This is a genomic window from Actinoplanes sp. NPDC051861, from assembly GCF_040681145.1.
GTDB lineage: Bacteria > Actinomycetota > Actinomycetes > Mycobacteriales > Micromonosporaceae > Actinoplanes.
Window position 1 is genome coordinate 315,174 of the sequence record NZ_JBFAYE010000008.1, and the last position, 17,382, is coordinate 332,555.

The window sequence follows — 17,382 nt, forward strand, 5'->3', positions numbered from 1 at the left end:
GCTAACGCTGATGCACCGGGCCGCGCCAGCGGCAGATCAGCGGGCGTTGATGCCTTCGAAGAGAAGTCGCAGGAGGCCGTCGTTGACCTGATCGGCGTTCCAGCCGTTGCCCTGCGACTGCTTCCACGACGTGGGGATCCAGAGGATGTCCCGCAGCAGCCGGTAGATCAGGCGGGCGTCCAGGTCGGCGCGGAACTGCCCGGACTCCTTGCCCCGCTCCAACTGCTCGATCCAGGTCTGCTCGATCTCCTTCATGGCCGTCCGCAGGTACGCGAAGCGCGGCTGGCCACTGAAGTAGTTCCAGTCGTTCTGCAGCATGGTCAGCGCTGCCCGGTGCCTGCCCAGTGTTGCCGTCGACGACCGGACGATCTGCTCGATCGCCCGCCGGGGGTCGCCGGCGTCGCGGGTCGCCTCGCGGTACCCCTCGAGCACGTCCTCCAGGAACGCGCTGAGGATCTCGTCGCCGATCGACTCCTTGGAGTCGAAGTGGTGATACAGGCTGCCGGAGAGGATGCCGGCCGCGTCGGCTATCTCGCGGACGGTCGTCGCGCGGAAACCCTTCTCCGCGAAGAGATCTCCGGCAAGCTGTACCAGATGCGCGCGCCGCTCCGAGCCGGGCGCGGCCTTTTTGGGGCTCGTCACCAGCCAATGGTAAGACCCTGCCAAACGCTTGCTTGGTTTTCGCCGAGTTCCTCAGCCCCAGAGCGGCCGATGCTTGCTTGGTGTATCCCTCGAGACTAGCGTAGAACGCGTTCTATTTTTCGAGGGGGGTGCCGGGATGCGCGCGGCCGTTCTGCACACGATCGGGGACGAGAAGCTCGAGATCCGTGACGACGTGGCCGTCCTCGGTCCCGGTCCCGGTGAGGTGCACATCAGGGTGCGCGCCGCGGGCGTCTGCCACTCCGACCTCTCGGCGATCAACGGTGGCCTGCCGCAGCCGGTGCCCGCCGTGCTCGGTCACGAGGCGGCCGGTGACGTGCTCGCGGTCGGCGACGGCGTGGACGATCTGGAGCCGGGCGACCGCGTCGCGGTGAACTGGCTGCCGTCCTGCGGGATCTGCTCGCACTGCCGCCGCGGTGAGAACCACCTGTGCATGACGCACGTGATGGCGGGCTACGTGATGCCCCGCTTCATGGCCGGTGACCTGCCGGTCTTCGGGATGGCCGGCTGCGGCTCCTTTGCCGAGGAGATGGTCGTTCCGCGGGCCGGTGCCGTGCGGATCGACGCCGACGTGCCGTACGAGGTGGCCGCCCTGGTCGGCTGCGGCGTCACCACCGGCGTCGGCGCGGTGATCAACACGGCGCGGGTGCGGCCCGGCGACACGGTCGTGGTGATCGGCTGCGGCGGTGTGGGCATCGCCGCGGTGCAGGGTGCCCGGCTGGCCGGCGCTGCCGTCATCGTCGCGGTCGACACGGTTCCTGCGCGGCACCAGGCGGCCCTGCGGTTCGGCGCCACCCACTCGGTCACTCCCGACGAGCTGAGTGATCTCCAGATGGAGGTCGTCCCCGAGGGCTTCGACTACTCGTTCGACGTCGTGGCCGTGCCGCAGACGTTGCGTACGGCGTGGGCGTCGACCCGTCGCGGCGGCACGGTCGTGGTCGTCGGCGCCGGCCGGGCCGAGCACCAGGTCGAGTTCAGCCCGTTCGAGTTGCTCTTCGAGGGCAAGTCGATCATCCCGTCGCTCTACGGCTCGGCCGACCCGCCGCGCGACTTCTCCCGCCTGCTCGCCCTCTGGAAGGCCGGCCGCCTCGACATCGAGGGCATGATCAGCCGCCGGCTGCGCCTCGACCAGGTCGGCGAGGCCCTCGGCAACCTCGGCAGCGGCGACGTCATCCGGCAGGTCATCGTCCAGAGCGAGACCTGATGCGCCTGGGCATCCAGCTCGGCTACAGCGGCGAGGGCTTCGCGGACGCGGTCGACGAGGTGGCCGAGTTCGAGCAGGCCGGCGCGGAGCTGGTCGTGGTCCCGGAGGCCTACAGCTTCGACGCGGTCAGCCAGCTGGGCTATCTGGCGGCGCGGACCCGGACGATGGGGCTGGCGTCGGGGGTGATGCAGACCTACACGCGTACACCGACGCTCACCGCCATGACCGCGGCCGGTCTCGACTATGTGTCCGGCGGGCGGTTCTCCCTGGGTCTCGGCACCTCCGGCCCGCAGGTGATCGAAGGGTTCCACGGGGTGCGGTACGACGCTCCGGTCGCCAGGACGCGGGAGATCGTGGAGATCTGCCGTACGGTGTGGCGGCGGGAGACGCTGGTTCACACGGGTGATCACTATCGGATCCCGTTGCCGGGCGAATACGGCAAACCCCTCAAACTGATCAACCGCCCGATCCGGGATCGGATCCCGGTCTGGCTGGCCGCCATGGGGCCGCGCAACGTGGCGCTCGCCGCCGAGGTCGCTGACGGCTGGCAGGCGCTGTTCCTCGATCCACGAGCGGCGGGCCGGGTCTTCGGGGACGCGCTGGCCGACGGGCGGGGACGCCGGGATCCCTCACTGGGACCGCTGGAGGTGTCGGTCCCCGTACCCTTTGCCCTTGCTGAACCCACGACGGCGCTGCTGTCGCGGCACCGTGCGCAACTGGCTCTCTACCTGGGCGGCATGGGTGCGCGGAAGCGCAACTTCTCCAACGACCTGGTGCGGCGCTACGGCTATGCGCGCGAGGCGTCGGTCATCCAGGATCTCTATCTCGCGGGCCGCAGGGCGCAGGCCGCGGCCGCGGTGCCGGACGACCTGGTTGCCGCGACGTCGTTGGTCGGTCACCCCGATGACGTACGCCGAAAGCTCACCGCCCTCACCGAAGCCGGCGTGACCACCCTGCTGGTCTCCCCGCTCGCCGAGACCAGGGCCGAACGCGTCAAACACGTCGCGGACCTGCGCCACCTCATGGATCGCGAGTGAAATAGGCGGCGCTCTCCGCGTCCGCCGGGTAATACGACTCGATCGCGATCTCGTCGACGGTGATGTCCATCGGCGTGCCGAACGTGGTGATGGTCGAGAACAGCCGCAGCTCCCGCCCGCCGATGCGGATGATCATCGGGATCACGACGTCGTTCTCGACCCGCGGACCGGGCGGGTTCTCCGGTTCGGGCGCCAGCAACTCCTCGTAGAGCGCGGTGAGCTCGGGGTCGGGCGCGGCGGCGAGCTGGCGCGAGATCCGGGCGCGGAACACCGCGCGCACGTCGGCCAGGTTGACGACCATGGGGGCGAACCCGCGCGGGTCCAGGCCCAGCCGCACCAGGTTGACCGGCGGCCGCAGCAGGTCGGGCGCCACCCGCGCGAAGAACGGGTCGACGGCCCGGTTGGTCATCACGATGTTCCACCGGCGGTCGAAGACCACCGCCGGGTACGGCTCGTGAGCGCGCAGAACCCGGTGGATCGCGTCGGAGACGGCCGACAGCGCGTTGTCGGCGAGCGGCCGCTCGGCGTACCGGGGTGCGAATCCCCCGGCGAGCAGCAGCCGGTTGCGATCACGCAGCGGCACGTGCAGGTGATCCGCGAGCCGGAGGATCATGGTGGCGCTCGGCCTGGACTTGCCGGTCTCGACGAGGCTGACGTGACGTGCCGAGATGTCCGCGGCGATCGAGAGATCCAGTTGGCTGATTCCCCGGCGTTGCCGCCAGTGCCGCAGCAGCTCCCCGACGGTGTACACGGTCATGAAGCGTACGCATCGTCGCGCCGTGCGCCATGAAGTCCGATGTCATCGACAACCGCCGGGGCCCGTGGAAACACTGCGTCCATGACAACGGAGAACAAGAACCTCGTCGAGCGGGCGCTCACCGGCTTGATCGAGACGGGCGACGTCGACGCGCTCGCGCGGTTCCTGAGTGACGACTTCGTCCACCACCGGCCGGGCACGACCCCGTCGACCAAACGGGAGTGGCTCGACGCCGTCCGTGCCGCGATGGTGCCGCTCACCGGCATGCGGGTCGAGATCCAGCAGGTACTGGCCGACGGCGACCACGTCGTGATGCACTCGCTGCGCCGGCTTCCCGGCGGCGGACCGGAGATCGCCGTCGTCGACCTCTGGCGCATCGACGCCGGCCTGATCACCGAGGCCTGGGAGCTCATCGAACCGCTGGCCCAGGTCCCCACAAACCAGACGTGGTGGGAACCGGCTGACACACGGTGACGGCGACGGAATCAGAAGAGGGCGGCCAGGCGGCGTTGTTCCTGGGTTTCTATGGTCGTCTGCTGGGCGGGGGTCAGGATGTCGCAGATCCAGTCCCAGTGCAGGGCCACGCGGTCGCCGGGAGTGACTATCGGCATGGAGCGGACCACCTCCTCGCGGGCGGCGCCGGTGACCACGGTGCCGGACTCCCAGGACAGGGGCTTCGACGAGACCGTGGCGGTGGGGCCGTGGACGGCTGTCACCACGCCGGTCCGGATGCGGCAGCGGTCCAGGACCGAGATGGCTGAGGGGTTGCCGGTCCGGCGCAGCAGGGTGAGCCAGGGGTAGACCTCGAACACGTGGAAGCTGTGGTGGGGTACGGCTCGGGCGTCCGCGGAGGCCCAGCTTCCGCCCTGCTGGCCGGCGAAGCGGTGCCGCAGGAAGCGGGTCAGCGACGCCGGGGAGACGAGGTCGAGCAGGTCGTTGCCGATCCAGTAGGCCTCCACCACGCGGTCGTCGAGCGGGTCGGGAATGCCCGCCGAGCGGGACAGGAACTCCAGGTAGGCCCACGCGCCCTCGAACGAGCGGGCGCGCGCGGCTATCTCGGCGGTGGCGCCGGAGAGCAGGACGCCGGAGCCGGAAGGGCCGCAGTAGCCGAGTTCGTTCGGCGGGTAGGCGTAGCGGGCGAACAGGAGCGTTCCGGACTCGCTCACGTCAGCAGATCCGTGGGAGCTGCTCGCCGATGGGCATGCTGATCACCCGGCTGCCGCCCAGTGCGGTGCGGGCGACCACCATGCCCGGATGTTCGGTCACGCAGCTGCCGATCCGGCGGGCATTTTTACCGTACGGGTGCGCGCGCATCGCTTCGAGGACGAGCTCGGCGGACGGCGAAGGGACGAACGCGAGCAGCTTGCCCTCGTTCGCCACCTGGAGAGGGTCGAGTCCCAGCAGGCTGCACGCGTCCGCCACCTCGCCGGGAATGGGCAGGTCCCGCTCGACTAGTTCGACGCCCACCCCGGCGTCGCGGGCGATCTCGTTGAGCGCCGCCGACACGCCACCTCGGGTCGGGTCGCGCAGCACGTGGACGTCGGCCCCGGTGGCCAGCATCGCGGCCACGAGCCCGTGCAGGGGTGCCGTGTCGCTGCGTACCCCGGTGCCGAACTCCAGGCCCTCGCGGCAGCTCATCACGGCCACCCCGTGCACGCCGAGGTCGCCGCTGACCAGCACCGCATCGCCGGGTGCCGCGCGGCCGGGCCGGATGTCGACGCCGTCCGGCACCACCCCGATCCCGGCCGTCGTCACGAACACGCCGTCGCCGCTGCCGCTGTCCACCACCTTGGTGTCGCCGGTGACCAGTTTGACGCCGGCGGCTCGGGCGGCCGCGCCCATCGCCTCGGCGATCCGGCCGATCTCGCTGAGCGGCGTGCCCTCCTGCAGGATGAAGGCCGCCGACAGGTGCAGCGGGGTGGCGCCGGCCATCGCCAGGTCGTTGACGGTGCCGTTGACGGCGAGGTCGCCGATCGAGCCGCCGGGGAAGAACATCGGCTTGACCACGTAACCGTCGGTGGAGAACGCGAGGCGCGCGCCGCCGGCCGCGACCACCGCACAGTCGCCGAGTTCACCGGTCGCGCCGGCGTCCCCGTACCCGGAAAGAAAAAGATGCCGGACCAGCTCGCCGGACATGGCCCCGCCGCCGCCGTGCCCCATCGTGATCGCCGGGGTGTCGCGCAGCGGCACCGGGCATGTCCAGCCCTCGAAGTCGAGATCCATCAGAGCGTCACCAGCCGGTACGCGTAGTACGCCGCGCAGGCGCCCTCGGACGAGACCATCGTGGCGCCGAGCGGGTTCCGCGGCGTGCACTGCTTGCCGAACGCGGAACACTCGTGCGGTTTCAGCAGGCCCTGGAGCACCTCACCGGACCGGCACAGCGGCGACTCCGCGGTACGCACCCCGCCCACGTCGAAGCGCGTCTCCGCGTCGAACTCCGCGTACCGTGACGAGAGCCGCCAGCCGCTGCGGGGGATCTCGCCGATGCCCCGCCACGTCCGGTCGGTCACCTCGAAGACGTCGCGCAGCATCGCCATGGCCGCCGGGTTGCCCTCGTCCCGCACAGCCCGCGGGTACGCGTTACGCATCTCCGCCCGTCCCGCCTCCAGCAGCGTGACCGTCTGCCGGATGCCCTCCAGGATGTCGAGGGGTTCGAAACCGGTCACCACGATCGGCACGCCGTACTTCTCGGCGAGCGGCGGGTACTCGGCCGTGCCCATCACGCTGCACACGTGCCCGGCGGCCAGGAACGCCTGCACCCGGCAGCGCGGCGACTCCATGATCGCCGCGATGGCCGGTGGGACGAGCACGTGCGAGACCAGCAGCGAGAAGTTCGTCAGGCCCAGCCGCCGGGCCTGGTGAACGGTCATCGCGTTGGCCGGTGCGGTGGTCTCGAAGCCGATGCCGAAGAACACCACCTGCCGGTCCGGGTTCTGCCGGGCAAGCTTGAGGGCGTCCATCGGCGAGTAGACGACCCGCACGTCCGCGCCGGCGCTCTTCACGCCGAGCAGGTCCTGGCCGCTGCCGGGCACCCGCAGCATGTCGCCGAACGAGCAGAAGATCACGCCGGGGCGGGCGGCGATCGCGAGGGCCTTGTCGATGATCTCCAAGGGGGTGACGCAGACCGGGCAGCCCGGCCCGTGGATCATCTCGACGCCCTCGGGCAGCAGCTGGTCGATGCCGTGCCGGATGATCGAGTGGGTCTGCCCGCCGCAGACCTCCATCATCGCCCAGGGCCGGGTGGTCACGGCGTGGATCTGCTCGACCAGGCGGGCGGCCAGCGCCGGGTCGCTGAACTCATCGAGGTACTTCACCGAACTCCTCCTCCAGGATGCCGAGCCGCTCGAAGTTGGCGAGGGTCTGCCGGGCCGACTCCTCGTCGAGTTGCTGGATGGCGAACCCGACGTGCACGATCACGTAGTCGCCGGGCCGCGCGTCCGGCACGTACTGCAGGCACACCTCCTTGCGTACCCCGCCGAAGTCGACCTCGGCCATCGGCACGCCGTCCACGTCGCTGACGCTCAGCACGCGGCCGGGGACTGCAAGGCACATGACGCCTCCTCTCAAAAAGCTCCGGCGACGAGCTGGCCGAGCGCGATGCCACCGTCGTTCGGCGGCAGCAGATGTGGGCGCAGCACCCGGAATCCGCGGCTCGCGAGTTCCGATTCGGACTCCGCGAGCAGCAGCGCGTTCTGGAAGACCCCGCCGCCGAGCGCTACGGCATCGAGCCCGGTCTGTTCCCGGAAGCGTTCCGCCAGGGTGACGATCAGCGCGGTCACCGCGGCGTGGAAGCGGGCGGCGATCGCCGCCGGTGCGGCTCCGGCACGCAGGTCGGCTGCGGCGGCGCGGATCACCGGGCCGGCGTCGGCATGCACCGGGCCGTCGTGGGGCACGCACACTTCGAAGACGTACGCGGGATGCGGCTCCGGACCGTGCCGCGCGGCCATCCCCTCCAGGATCATGGCGGCCTCGGCCTCGTAGCCGGCGATCTGGCGTACGCCGATCAGCGAGGCGACCGCGTCGAACAGCCGGCCCATGCTCGAGGTCGGCACGCACCCGAACCCGGTGGTGAACTGCCGGTCGAGGAGATCGCGTTCGGCGTGCGGGCACGCGGCGACCGGTGGCAGTCCCGGCCACCAGGGCACACCGGCGGCGCGCAGGTGTGACAGCGCCATCCGGTACGGGCGCCGCACGCTCGCGTCCCCACCGGGCAGCGGCACGTAGCCGAGGTGGGCGACCCGCCGGAACGACTTGTACCCGGCGATCAGCACCTCGCCACCCCACACCGCGCCGTCGGTGCCGTACCCGGTGCCGTCGAACGCGAACCCGATCACCTGCTCGTCCACCGGGATCCGGTGCTCGGCCAGGACGGCGGCGATGTGCGCGTGGTGGTGCTGGACGAGGCGTACCGGGCGGTCGCCGGCGTGCGCGCGGGCCCAGGCGGTGGAGTGGTAGCCGGGGTGCAGGTCGGCGATCACGAGTTCCGGGCGTACGCCGGTGAGGCGCTCCAGGTGCCGGCCGGCGGTGGTGAGCGCGTCGAGGCCGGCCAGGTCGCCGAGGTCGCCGATGTGCTGGCTGGACCAGGCGTACCGGCCGGCGCCGACGGCACAGGTGTTCTTCAGGTCGGCGCCCACGGCCAGTGCCGGGACCAGGTCGAACGGGACGGTGACGGGCAGGGGCGCGTAGCCGCGGGAGCGCCGCAGCGGCAGTTCGGCTCCGGCGACGTGCCGGCTGACCGAGTCGTCGCAGGGCACCCGGACGGCGCGGTCGTGGCGCAGCCAGGCGTCGGCGAGCGGGGCGAGCCGGCGCAGCGCGTCGTCGTCATCGGCGGCGATCGGCTCGCCGGCCAGGTTGCCGGACGTCATCACGAGAGCGCCGGGACCGGGCGGGTCGCCGGGCAGGCCGAACAGCAGCACGTGCAGCGGGGTGTAGGGCAGCATCAGCCCGAGGTCGGTGTGGTCGGGTGCGACGGCGCCCGCGATCGTGGACGGCTTCCGGGTGAGCAGGACGACCGGGCGGCGGGCGCCGGTGAGCAGCCGCTCCTCGTCGTCGCTGATCTCGGCGAGGGCGCGGGCCGTGTCCAGGTCCGCGGCCATCACGGCGAACGGTTTGCCGCCGCGGCGCTTGCGTTCGCGCAGCGTGCCGACCGCGGTCTCGTCGCGGGCGTCGCAGGCCAGGTGGTAGCCGCCGAGGCCCTTGACCGCCACGATCCGGCCGGTGGCGAGCAGGTGGCGGGCCTGTCGCAGCGCGTCCTCGCCGTCGGAGACGGTGCCGTCCGGCAGGACGAGTTCGAGGCGGGGCCCGCAGTCCGGGCAGGCTATCGGCTGGGCGTGGAAGCGGCGGTCGGCCGGGTCCTCGTACTCGGTGCGGCACCGGGCGCACATCGGGAAGCCGGCCATCGAGGTGGCGGCCCGGTCGTACGGCAACGCGTCGATGATCGTGAACCGTGGCCCGCAGTTCGTGCACGTGATGAACGGGTGGCGGTACCGCCGGTCCGCCGGGTCCCGCAGTTCCCGCAGGCAGTCGTCGCAGGTCGCGACGTCCGGCGAGGCCAGCGTCCGGGTCTGGCCGCCACCGGACGCGACGATGCTGAACCCGGTCCCGCCGGTGGCCGGCAGCTCGGTCGCGGTCACGTCGTTCACCACGGCCAGCGGCGGTGCGCCGTCACGCAGCCGGTGCCCGTACTCCTCGACGGCTTCCGGCGGGCCCTCGACCTCGGCGACCACACCCTCGGCCGTGTTGCCGACCGATCCGGCCAGGCCGAGTTCGGCCGCGGTGACGTACGCGAACGGCCGGAACCCGACGCCCTGCACGAGGCCGGCGACGGTGTACCGGCGGCGGATCCGCCGCGGCCCGCTGCCCATCAGCTCGAGCCCGGACATGGCCCGGGCCGCCTGCGCGGCGTCGATGATCTCCATAGCGAAGCCGAGGTGGATCAGCACCCAGTCACCCGGTTCGGGCGGTGTCTCCAGCATGCCGAGGTTGACCCGCCGCACGGCGCCGGCCACGTCCACCAGCGCCAGCTGACCGGCGTCGCCCGGAAGGATCTCCCGCACCCGCCCCGGAATGCCCAGGCACATGTCAGGACCTCCCCGGCCGGACCGAGGTGAGGCGGCCGAGCAGCACACGCACCGTCTCGGCGGCCTCCGGGACCGCGGCCGCCACCGCCGGGCTCAAGCCGATCCGCTCGCCGGTGTCGGTGACCCGGCACCCCACGACGAAGGTGGGCGGCACGGTGCCGCCGAGCCGTTCGACCGCGGCGAGCACCGCCACCGGGTTCATCCCGTGCGCGTCGAAGGTGCCGTGCGGCTCGTCCGGCGAGTCGACCCGCAGGACCACCACGCGGCCGGACGGCTCACCGTCGGCGGGCAGGGCGTCGAGGAGGATCAGCGTGTCGAATCCGGCCAGCAGGTCGTGCGCCAGGTGCAGGCCGCGGATGCCGTAGTCGGTCACGCGTACGCCCGGCGGCAGCGCGGGGCCGCCGGCCAGGAGGCGGGCCACCGCCGGGCCGAAGCCGTCGTCGCCGAGGAACAGGTTGCCGACCCCGGCGACCAGGACGCCGCTCACATCGAGCGCATCCGCAGATAGCGGCGGATGTCCGGCAGCGAGCGGTAGACCACGACGGCGGCGAACACGGCCACCGCGGTGAGAAGTATGCGGATGACCTTCACGGTTCCTCCTCGGGCGCCACGGGCACCAGCTCGTCGGGGGCGAAGTAGAGGTAGCGGCCGTACCAGTCGTGCAGGTCGGCGGCGGGGTCGTCGAGCAGCGTCACCGCCACGTGGGTGCCGCCGTCGACGTCCTCGACGACCGCCGCGACCCGCGCGATCCGCCCGGCGAAGAACAGATCCTGCGCATCGGCCCGCCGGTTCGGCCGGATCCGAACCAGTGAGCCTTTGTCGACGTGGCAGGTGCCGTGCAGGCGCTGCAGGTCGGCGGGGGTCGCCGCGTCGCAGCGGTCGATGATGGCGGCGGCGCGCGCGTCGGTGGCGCGGGCCTCGGCCTTCTCCTGGTCGGTCATCGTCATGACCCGCAGGGTGAGGATCTCGTCGATCTCGGTGGAGTCGAACAGGTCGCCCCGGCTCTGCTCGGCGATCCGCGGGTGGTCGTAGAGGATGATCGGGGCGCCGAGCAGCAGGTCGTGACCGCCGGCCAGCACCGGCCAGCAGCGGTTCTGGCTGCAGCGGGCGGCGGCGCCGACGGCCTCCGGCGGCGGGTCGATCACCGAGAGGAAGGCCGCGTTACGCGCCTCCAGGAGCAGGTGGGCGCTGAGCAGCGAGTGGCGCAGGGCCTGCGAGCGGTCCTCGGCGGGGCCGGGGTGGGTGTTGGTGACCGCCACGGTCAGCCGCCGGTGCTCGCCGTCCGGGCTGACCGTGACGCGGACGTCGGCGCTCAGCGGCCAGCGGCGGCGCACGATCCGCCCGGCGTCCCCGACCGGCTCCTCGTCCTGCCCACCCGGTACCGAGACGGCGAACCGGACCTCGCCGTCGAGCGGCACGTCCGGCAGCACGACCTCCCGCTCGACCGCCTCGTCCCAGGTCAGCACCGAGGTCTCGCCGACCACGAGCTCCGTGACCCGCTCCTCGGTGCCGTCGGGGCGCGTAGCGCGTACCTCTCTGGCCTGAACCTGGAGGAACCGGAGACGGACCGTGACCGTCGGCACTCCCGCGCCCGGCGCGAGAAGGCACTGCATGGACATGTCCGGCGCCTCGCCGAAGGCCGTCCCGGCGGCCGACGGCGGACCGAGCACGCCGAACTGCCAGCGGGTCCGGTTCTTCGCGGCGCTCGCCCGGTACGGATAGAGCAGATAGCCCTCGTAGAGGACCGCGTCGGCGACCGCCCGGGCCGCGGCGAGGCTCACGACGCCGGTCCCAGCAGTTTCTGGAACGTCTCGTCCCAGCTGGTCAGACCGTGCTCGTCGCGATAGCCGGCGAGCCGTGTGAGCACGTCCGAGCCGGCGCGCACCCACCCGCTGTTCGGGTAGTAGGTGTCCATCATCTCGCGCCAGACCGTGACGGGCATCCGGTGCCGGGCCTCGCAGCTCCACGGGATCTGCTCGACGGCGAACCCGGACGTGCCGCGGGTGAAGACCGTTCCGGAGAAGAGGAAGCTCAGCGGAACGGCGCCGTCGGCGAGCGCGTGCAGGTAACGGGAACCGACCACGTCGAGGTCGTAGGTGCACGGCATCGGCAGGTCGACGTCGGTGCCACCGGTGAAGCCCGGCACGGTCGCCGAGCACTGCATCCACTGGAACGGGCGGACGGTCTCGGCCCAGCGTTCCGGCTCGCCGAACTGGCCGCGCAGACCCTCCTGCTCGGCGGGCTCGTAACGGCGCAGCTGCGGTTCGATGCGGATCTGGCAGCGCAGCACGGCCGCGTGCACCCGCTGCCCGACGCCGGTGTCCAGGCGCAGTTTCGCGGTGAGCTGGGGTGCGACCGCGTAGGGTTCGGCGATCACGTCGAGCACGGTGAACCGGTATTCGCTCACTGTCCGTTCTCCAGCCTTGCGTAGAAGGCGTCGATCGCGGCGTGCGCCTCGGGACCGCCGTCGAAGCCGTGCCAGCGGGTGCGCAGGGCGCCGGTCAGCTCGTAGCAGAGGTCGATCGGTACGAGGTGCAGGCTCCCGGGGCGCCGGACCAGCAAGGCCTCGACGTCGGGGAGCAGGGTGCGCAGCACGGGATGGCGTTCGGCCAGGCGGTCCCAGGCGGCGAGGGGGAGTTCCGACTCGGTGGCACCGGCCGGGCCGGGATAGCACGCGACCATCCGGTCCTGGGTGGAGTTGCGGAACAGGAACGCCAGGCCGACCGGGATCTGCAACTCGTCCCAGGCCAGCTGATCGGTGTTCAAGGTCTTGATCCGGTTCGGGATCGCCCGGTAGCGCAGGTGCGTGTGCTCGCCGGTGAAGAGGAGATGGCACGGCTGGCAGACGCACATCATGGCGCGGCGGTTCAGGTCCACCACGTGCCGGTGCCCCTGGGCTATCGGGACGGCACACATCTCGCAGCGCGGTTCTGTCCTTTTCGTCTGAGCCGCGCGCCGTAGTGCGGCTAGCGGCCAGGTCATGCTCTCGGCCTGTCGAACAGGGAGGAGATCGGAATCAACTGGACGAACTCCACGTCCCTCAGCTCCGGGGCGGCGGCGGCGACCGCCTCCCTGATCGCGTCGTGCGAGCCGCACCCGGCCGTTCTGAGCCGGGCGACACCGTCGTCGCTGATGGACAGAAGGTGCACATCGGTCGCTGCCAGGGCCAGCTCGATCCGGGTCTCCACCGGGTCCGGGTGCAGCCCGTGCACCAGCAGCAGCCCGGCGATCAGGTCGTCGGCGGCCATCGCGGTCAGCACCGGATCGGTCAGGGCGCCGTGATCGTGCAGCAGGTCGAGGAGCCGGTGCAGGCCGGTGCCGTAGAGGGACGTGATGACGCGGGCGAGCTCGTCCGCGGGGCCGCCGGCGTCGAGCAGCGCCTCGATCCGTTCCCCGGCCGCCCGCCAGTCCTCGCCGGGCACGTCACGACCCGGTGGGGGAGTGCAGCAGGTCCAGCTTCTTGCCGTTGCCCAGGTACATGTGCACGCCGCAGGGCAGGCACGGGTCGAAGCTGCGGACCGTACGCATGATGTCGATGCCCTTGAAGTCGTCCCGGCTGTTCTCCTCGAAGATCGGCTGCCCCTCGACGGCGTCCTCGTACGGCCCCGGCGTCCCGAAACTGTCCCGCGGGTTGGCGTTCCACGGCGTCGGCGGGTACGGGTGGTAGTTCGCGATCTTCCCGTCCCGGATGACCATGTGGTGCGACAGGACGCCCCGGACCGCCTCGGTGAACCCGCAGCCGATCCCCTCGTCGGGCACCTCGAACGGCTCCCACGTCTTGGTGCGCCCGGCCCGGATCTCCGTGAGCGCCTTCTCCGCGAAGTGCAGGGCGCACGCGGCGGCGTACGCCTGGAAGTACGTCCGGGCCCGGTTGCGCTCGATGGTGTTGCTCCACCGCGGGATCTTCCACTCCAGCTCGACCGGCCCCTTCAGCGCGGTCTTCGGCAGGTTGATCCTGACGCTCGACCCGGTCGCCCGCACGTACCCGATGTCGACCATGCCGGCGAGCGCCGTCACCCAGAGCCGCGCGAGCGGCCCGCCGCCGGTGTCCAGGGCCAGGTAGTCCTTGCCGTCGAACCAGCGCGGCGACATCACCCAGCTGTAATTTCCGTCCAGGTCGCGTTTCTGCGGGTGCGGGTTGGTGTGCTGGTTCCAGGGGTGCCGCCGGTCCACCGGGTTGCCCAGCGGATCCTGCGTCACGAACATCTCCTGCTCGGTCCAGTCGTCGTAGTACGACGACCCGAGCAGGATCCGGATACCCAGGTTGATCTCGACGAGGTCGGTGGTGATCAGTTTGCCGTCGACGACGATGCCCGGCGTGACGAACATCCGCCGGCCCCAGTCGGTCATGTCGGCGTACTTGAAGTTGCAGTGCTCCGGGTCCTGGAACGAGCCCCAGCAGCCGAGCAGCACGCGCCGGTTGCCGACCTGCTCGTAACCGGGCAGCGCCTCGTAGAAGAAGTCGAACAGGTCGTCGTGCATCGGCACGACCTTCTTCATGAACTCGACGTAGCGCATCAGCCGGGTCAGGTAGTCGGTCATCAGCTGGATGGTGGCCACCGTGCCGACGCCGCCGGGATACAGCGTGGAGGGGTGCACGTGACGGCCCTCCATGAGGCAGAACATCTCCCGCGTCATGCGGCTGACCTGCAGCGCCTCGCGGTAGAACTCACCGGTGAACGGGTTCAGCGAGCGCATGATGTCGCCGATCGTGCGGTAACCGTGCTGGGCGCCGCGCGGTGACTCGGTGCGGTTGGCCTGCTCCAGGACACCGGGGTTGGTCTCGGCGACCATCTTCTCGCAGTAGTCCACCCCGACCAGGTTCTCCTGGAAGATGTTGTGGTCGAACATGTACTCGGCGGCCTCACCGAGGTTGACTATCCACTCGCCGAGGTGCGGGGGCTTCACTCCGTACGCCATGTTCTGCGCGTAGCAGGAGCATGTCGCGTGGTTGTCGCCGCAGATACCGCAGATCCGGCTCGTGATGAAGTGCGCGTCGCGCGGGTCCTTGCCCTTCATGAAGATCGAGTAACCGCGGAAGATCGAGCTCGTGCTCTTGCACTCGGCGACAATCCGCTTCTCGAAGTCGATTTTCGTGTAGATGCCGAGGCTGCCGACGATCCGCGTGATCGGATCCCACGACATTTCCACTAATTCACTCATTTATGAGTCCCAACCCGCCGTCGCCAGCGCGGTTCGCGGTCGAGAGTGTGCGTGGTGATGCTTCGCAACCGCTTGATGGTCTTGCCGTAGAGGCCGATGGCGGCCGTGGAGAAGTGGCCGCCCGGCGGCTCGTCCATGAACGGCTGGAACTTGTCCGGGAAGCCGGGCATCGTGCAGCCGATGCAGATGCCGCCCACGTTGGGACAGCCACCGACCCCGTTGATCCAGCCCCGTTTCGGCACGTTGCACTTGACCACCGGGCCCCAGCAGCCGAGCTTGACGATGCACTTCTCCGAGCCGTACTCGTCGGCGAAGTCCGCCTGCTCGTAGTAGCCGGCCCGGTCGCAGCCCTCGTGCACGGTCTGCGAGAAGAGCCACGCCGGGCGAAGTGCCTCATCCAGGGGAATCATCGGCGCCTGGCCGGTCACCTGGTACAGCAGATAGGTCAGCGTCTCCGACAGGTTGTCCGGCTGGATCGGGCAGCCCGGCACGCAGACGATCGGCACACCGGCCTTCGACTTCCACCCCCAGCCCAGGTGGTCGGGGACGCCCCGGGCACCGGTCGGGTTGCCCGCCATGCCGTGGATCCCGCCGTACGTCGCGCACGTGCCCACCGCCACGACCGCGGTCGCCTTCGGCGCGAGCCGGTCCAGCCAGTCGCTCGTGGTACGCGGCTGACCGGTCTCCGGATCGTTACCGAACCCGCTCCAGTAGCCCTCCTCGTGCAGGCTCTCGTCCGGGATCGATCCCTCGACGACCAGCACGAACGGCTCCAGCTCGCCACGGTCGGCCTGCCGGAACCACTCCAGGAAGTCGTCCGCGCCGCCGGTCGGGCCGCACTCGAAGTCGATCAGCGGCCAGTGCACGGCGATCCGCGGAAGGCCGGGCAGGGCGCCCAGTGCGATCTCCTCGATGCTGGGCTGCGTGGCCGCCGTGAGAGCGACCGAGTCGCCGTCGCAGCTGAGTCCCGCGTTCATCCAGAGCACGTGAATCAGTGGATCGTCCATGATTTCGCCGCCTGTCGGTGTCCACACTCGACCTGCCCCGTGCGTGTGACGCAGGTAACAGGCTAGCGTCGGAGCGTGCGAGGATGTCAAACCATCTGGCACAGCTCCACCCGACGGTGTAAGCGAGGCCCGATGCACGAACTCGCTCTCGCCACGAGCATCGCCGGCGCGGTCTGCGAACGGGCCGCCGGCCGGCCGGTGCGCCGTGTCACCGTCCGGGTCGGCGCGCTGACGGCGGTCGTGCCGGAGGCGATGCGGTTCTGCTTCGGCCTGGCGGTGGAGGGCACCGTGGCCGAGGGGGCCGGCCTCGTGATCGAGCACCTGCCCGGTACGGGCCACTGCCGATCGTGCGGTGACGACTTCCCGTTGCCGGATCTGATCCTGCTCTGCCCGTGCGGTAGTGCCGATGTGGCCGTGACCAGCGGCCGTGAGCTGCAGCTCGTCTCGATGGAGGTGGATTGATGTGCGGTACATGTGGATGCCACGTCATCAAGATTGAGCAGAAGATCCTTGCGATCAATGATGAGACCGCTGACATCAACAGGACGCACTTTGTTGACAACGACATATTGACGATCAATCTGATGAGCTCACCGGGATCCGGCAAGACGACACTGCTGGAACGGACCATCCGGGAGATCGGCAGGCCGGTCGCCGTCGTCGAGGGTGATCAGGAGACCCCACTGGACGCCGAGCGGATCCGGCGGACCGGCTGCCCGGTCGTGCAGATCAACACCGGTGCCGGCTGTCATCTGGAGGCCGGGATGCTGGCCGGCGCGCTGGATGATCTGAAGCCCGCGCCGGGAAGCCTGCTCTTCGTGGAGAACGTCGGTAATCTCATCTGCCCGTCCCTGTTCGACCTGGGAGAGAAGTACCGCGTCGTGATCCTGTCGGTGACCGAGGGCGCCGACAAGCCCCTCAAGTACCCACACGTCTTCGCGATCGCCGATCTGGTCCTGCTGAACAAGGTGGATCTTCTGCCCTACGTGGACTTCGACCCGCTGGAGTGCCGGCGTCACCTCGCGGCGGTCAACCCGCGCGCCGATCTCCTGCCGATCTCCGCCACTCGCGGTGACAATCTCGCCGACTGGTACGACTGGCTCAATTGAGCTCGCTCTCGCCGGTCTGCAGTCGCCACCACGTCTCCTCCGGTTCGCGGAAGACGACCTGCCCGGTCGATGTGCGCCGGTTGCGGTCCTCCGGGAGCCGCCAGTCCACCCAGCGGCTGCTGTTGTTCGCCGCGTAACGCCGGTGTGCCGCGATGCGGTGCCAGATCACGTCGTCACTCCTCAAGTCGCCGGCACGGTCGTCCGTGCCGCTCTCAAGGTGTCATCGGGCCCCGCCGGCCACCAGACCCAACCTTGTCCGCCCACCAGTGGTCAACTGTCTACCCCCGTTTCCCAGGGCGTTCGGACACATGTGTCCCCAGCGATCACGGACCGACGTGTGATGACCCATGACGCCTTAACGCTGG

The 17,382-nt window shown here is 70.4% G+C and carries 20 protein-coding genes; 5 read left to right on the forward strand and 15 right to left on the reverse strand.

Features of this window, described 5'->3' with window-relative positions:
* Positions 1-36 precede the first annotated feature (36 nt).
* Complete coding sequence (locus AB0M02_RS23460) at positions 37-642, reverse strand: TetR/AcrR family transcriptional regulator (protein ID WP_364229941.1); 606 nt, start codon at positions 640-642, stop codon at positions 37-39.
* A gap of 136 nt (positions 643-778) precedes the next feature.
* Here AB0M02_RS23460 and AB0M02_RS23465 point away from each other — a divergent pair, with 136 nt between their 5' ends.
* Positions 779-1,864, forward strand: a complete 1,086-nt coding sequence (locus tag AB0M02_RS23465; protein ID WP_364229943.1) for an alcohol dehydrogenase catalytic domain-containing protein — start codon at positions 779-781, stop codon at positions 1,862-1,864.
* On the forward strand, positions 1,864-2,901 hold the full coding sequence (locus AB0M02_RS23470) for an LLM class F420-dependent oxidoreductase (RefSeq protein WP_364229945.1): 1,038 nt from the start codon (positions 1,864-1,866) through the stop codon (positions 2,899-2,901). The genes AB0M02_RS23465 and AB0M02_RS23470 overlap by 1 nt, the downstream gene beginning before the upstream one ends.
* Here the strand turns inward: AB0M02_RS23470 and AB0M02_RS23475 are convergent.
* On the reverse strand, positions 2,885-3,658 hold the full coding sequence (locus AB0M02_RS23475; RefSeq protein ID WP_364229947.1) for a helix-turn-helix transcriptional regulator: 774 nt from the start codon (positions 3,656-3,658) through the stop codon (positions 2,885-2,887). The genes AB0M02_RS23470 and AB0M02_RS23475 overlap by 17 nt on opposite strands.
* Positions 3,659-3,739: 81 nt before the next feature.
* On the opposite strand from AB0M02_RS23475, the gene AB0M02_RS23480 reads away from it, so the two are divergent.
* On the forward strand, positions 3,740-4,132 hold the full coding sequence (locus AB0M02_RS23480) for a nuclear transport factor 2 family protein (RefSeq protein ID WP_364229949.1): 393 nt from the start codon (positions 3,740-3,742) through the stop codon (positions 4,130-4,132).
* A gap of 11 nt (positions 4,133-4,143) precedes the next feature.
* On the opposite strand, the gene AB0M02_RS23485 is transcribed toward AB0M02_RS23480, so the two are convergent.
* The 12 genes from AB0M02_RS23485 to AB0M02_RS23540 all read right to left on the reverse strand — a co-directional run bounded on the left by AB0M02_RS23485 (position 4,144) and on the right by AB0M02_RS23540 (position 15,908).
* Positions 4,144-4,824, reverse strand: a complete 681-nt coding sequence (locus tag AB0M02_RS23485; RefSeq protein ID WP_364229951.1) for a DUF6390 family protein — start codon at positions 4,822-4,824, stop codon at positions 4,144-4,146.
* A gap of 1 nt (position 4,825) precedes the next feature.
* A complete protein-coding gene (gene hypE, locus AB0M02_RS23490; RefSeq protein WP_364229953.1) occupies positions 4,826-5,881 on the reverse strand; it encodes a hydrogenase expression/formation protein HypE in 1,056 nt (351 codons plus the stop codon).
* Positions 5,881-6,972: a hydrogenase formation protein HypD gene (gene hypD, locus AB0M02_RS23495; protein ID WP_364229954.1), complete on the reverse strand. Its 1,092-nt coding sequence runs from the start codon at positions 6,970-6,972 to the stop codon at positions 5,881-5,883. Before hypD ends, hypE begins: the two co-directional genes overlap by 1 nt.
* Complete coding sequence (locus tag AB0M02_RS23500) at positions 6,956-7,210, reverse strand: HypC/HybG/HupF family hydrogenase formation chaperone (RefSeq protein WP_364229956.1); 255 nt, start codon at positions 7,208-7,210, stop codon at positions 6,956-6,958. Before AB0M02_RS23500 ends, hypD begins: the two co-directional genes overlap by 17 nt.
* A gap of 11 nt (positions 7,211-7,221) precedes the next feature.
* Positions 7,222-9,738: a carbamoyltransferase HypF gene (hypF, locus tag AB0M02_RS23505; RefSeq protein WP_364229958.1), complete on the reverse strand. Its 2,517-nt coding sequence runs from the start codon at positions 9,736-9,738 to the stop codon at positions 7,222-7,224.
* A 1-nt stretch (position 9,739) separates the two neighbouring features.
* Complete coding sequence (locus tag AB0M02_RS23510) at positions 9,740-10,225, reverse strand: hydrogenase maturation protease (RefSeq protein ID WP_364229960.1); 486 nt, start codon at positions 10,223-10,225, stop codon at positions 9,740-9,742.
* Positions 10,226-10,325: 100 nt separating this feature from the next.
* Positions 10,326-11,519 carry a hypothetical protein gene (locus tag AB0M02_RS23515; protein WP_364229962.1) on the reverse strand — a complete coding sequence of 398 codons (1,194 nt, stop codon included), beginning with the start codon at positions 11,517-11,519 and terminating at the stop codon, positions 10,326-10,328.
* Positions 11,516-12,145 carry a DUF6084 family protein gene (locus tag AB0M02_RS23520; RefSeq protein WP_364229964.1) on the reverse strand — a complete coding sequence of 210 codons (630 nt, stop codon included), beginning with the start codon at positions 12,143-12,145 and terminating at the stop codon, positions 11,516-11,518. Before AB0M02_RS23520 ends, AB0M02_RS23515 begins: the two co-directional genes overlap by 4 nt.
* The gene (locus tag AB0M02_RS23525) at positions 12,142-12,720 is read right to left on the reverse strand and encodes a DUF5947 family protein (protein WP_364229966.1); all 579 of its coding nucleotides are present in this window, start codon (positions 12,718-12,720) and stop codon (positions 12,142-12,144) included. Before AB0M02_RS23525 ends, AB0M02_RS23520 begins: the two co-directional genes overlap by 4 nt.
* Positions 12,717-13,160, reverse strand: coding sequence for a hypothetical protein (locus AB0M02_RS23530; protein ID WP_364229968.1), 444 nt, complete (start codon positions 13,158-13,160; stop codon positions 12,717-12,719). The genes AB0M02_RS23525 and AB0M02_RS23530 overlap by 4 nt, the downstream gene beginning before the upstream one ends.
* 1 nt (position 13,161) lies before the next feature.
* Complete coding sequence (locus AB0M02_RS23535; RefSeq protein WP_364229970.1) at positions 13,162-14,901, reverse strand: nickel-dependent hydrogenase large subunit; 1,740 nt, start codon at positions 14,899-14,901, stop codon at positions 13,162-13,164.
* Positions 14,898-15,908 (reverse strand): hydrogenase expression protein HypE, encoded by a 1,011-nt coding sequence (locus AB0M02_RS23540; RefSeq protein WP_364229972.1) that lies wholly within the window; start codon positions 15,906-15,908, stop codon positions 14,898-14,900. Before AB0M02_RS23540 ends, AB0M02_RS23535 begins: the two co-directional genes overlap by 4 nt.
* Before the next feature lie 132 nt (positions 15,909-16,040).
* Between AB0M02_RS23540 and AB0M02_RS23545 the strand changes: the two genes are divergently transcribed.
* Both AB0M02_RS23545 and hypB read left to right on the forward strand, forming a co-directional pair.
* Positions 16,041-16,370, forward strand: coding sequence for a hydrogenase maturation nickel metallochaperone HypA (locus AB0M02_RS23545; protein ID WP_364229974.1), 330 nt, complete (start codon positions 16,041-16,043; stop codon positions 16,368-16,370).
* A complete protein-coding gene (hypB, locus tag AB0M02_RS23550) occupies positions 16,370-17,017 on the forward strand; it encodes a hydrogenase nickel incorporation protein HypB (RefSeq protein ID WP_364229976.1) in 648 nt (215 codons plus the stop codon). Before AB0M02_RS23545 ends, hypB begins: the two co-directional genes overlap by 1 nt.
* Here the strand turns inward: hypB and AB0M02_RS23555 are convergent.
* Positions 17,010-17,186 (reverse strand): hypothetical protein, encoded by a 177-nt coding sequence (locus tag AB0M02_RS23555; protein WP_364229978.1) that lies wholly within the window; start codon positions 17,184-17,186, stop codon positions 17,010-17,012. The two genes, hypB and AB0M02_RS23555, sit on opposite strands and share 8 nt — an antisense overlap.
* Positions 17,187-17,382 lie beyond the last annotated feature (196 nt).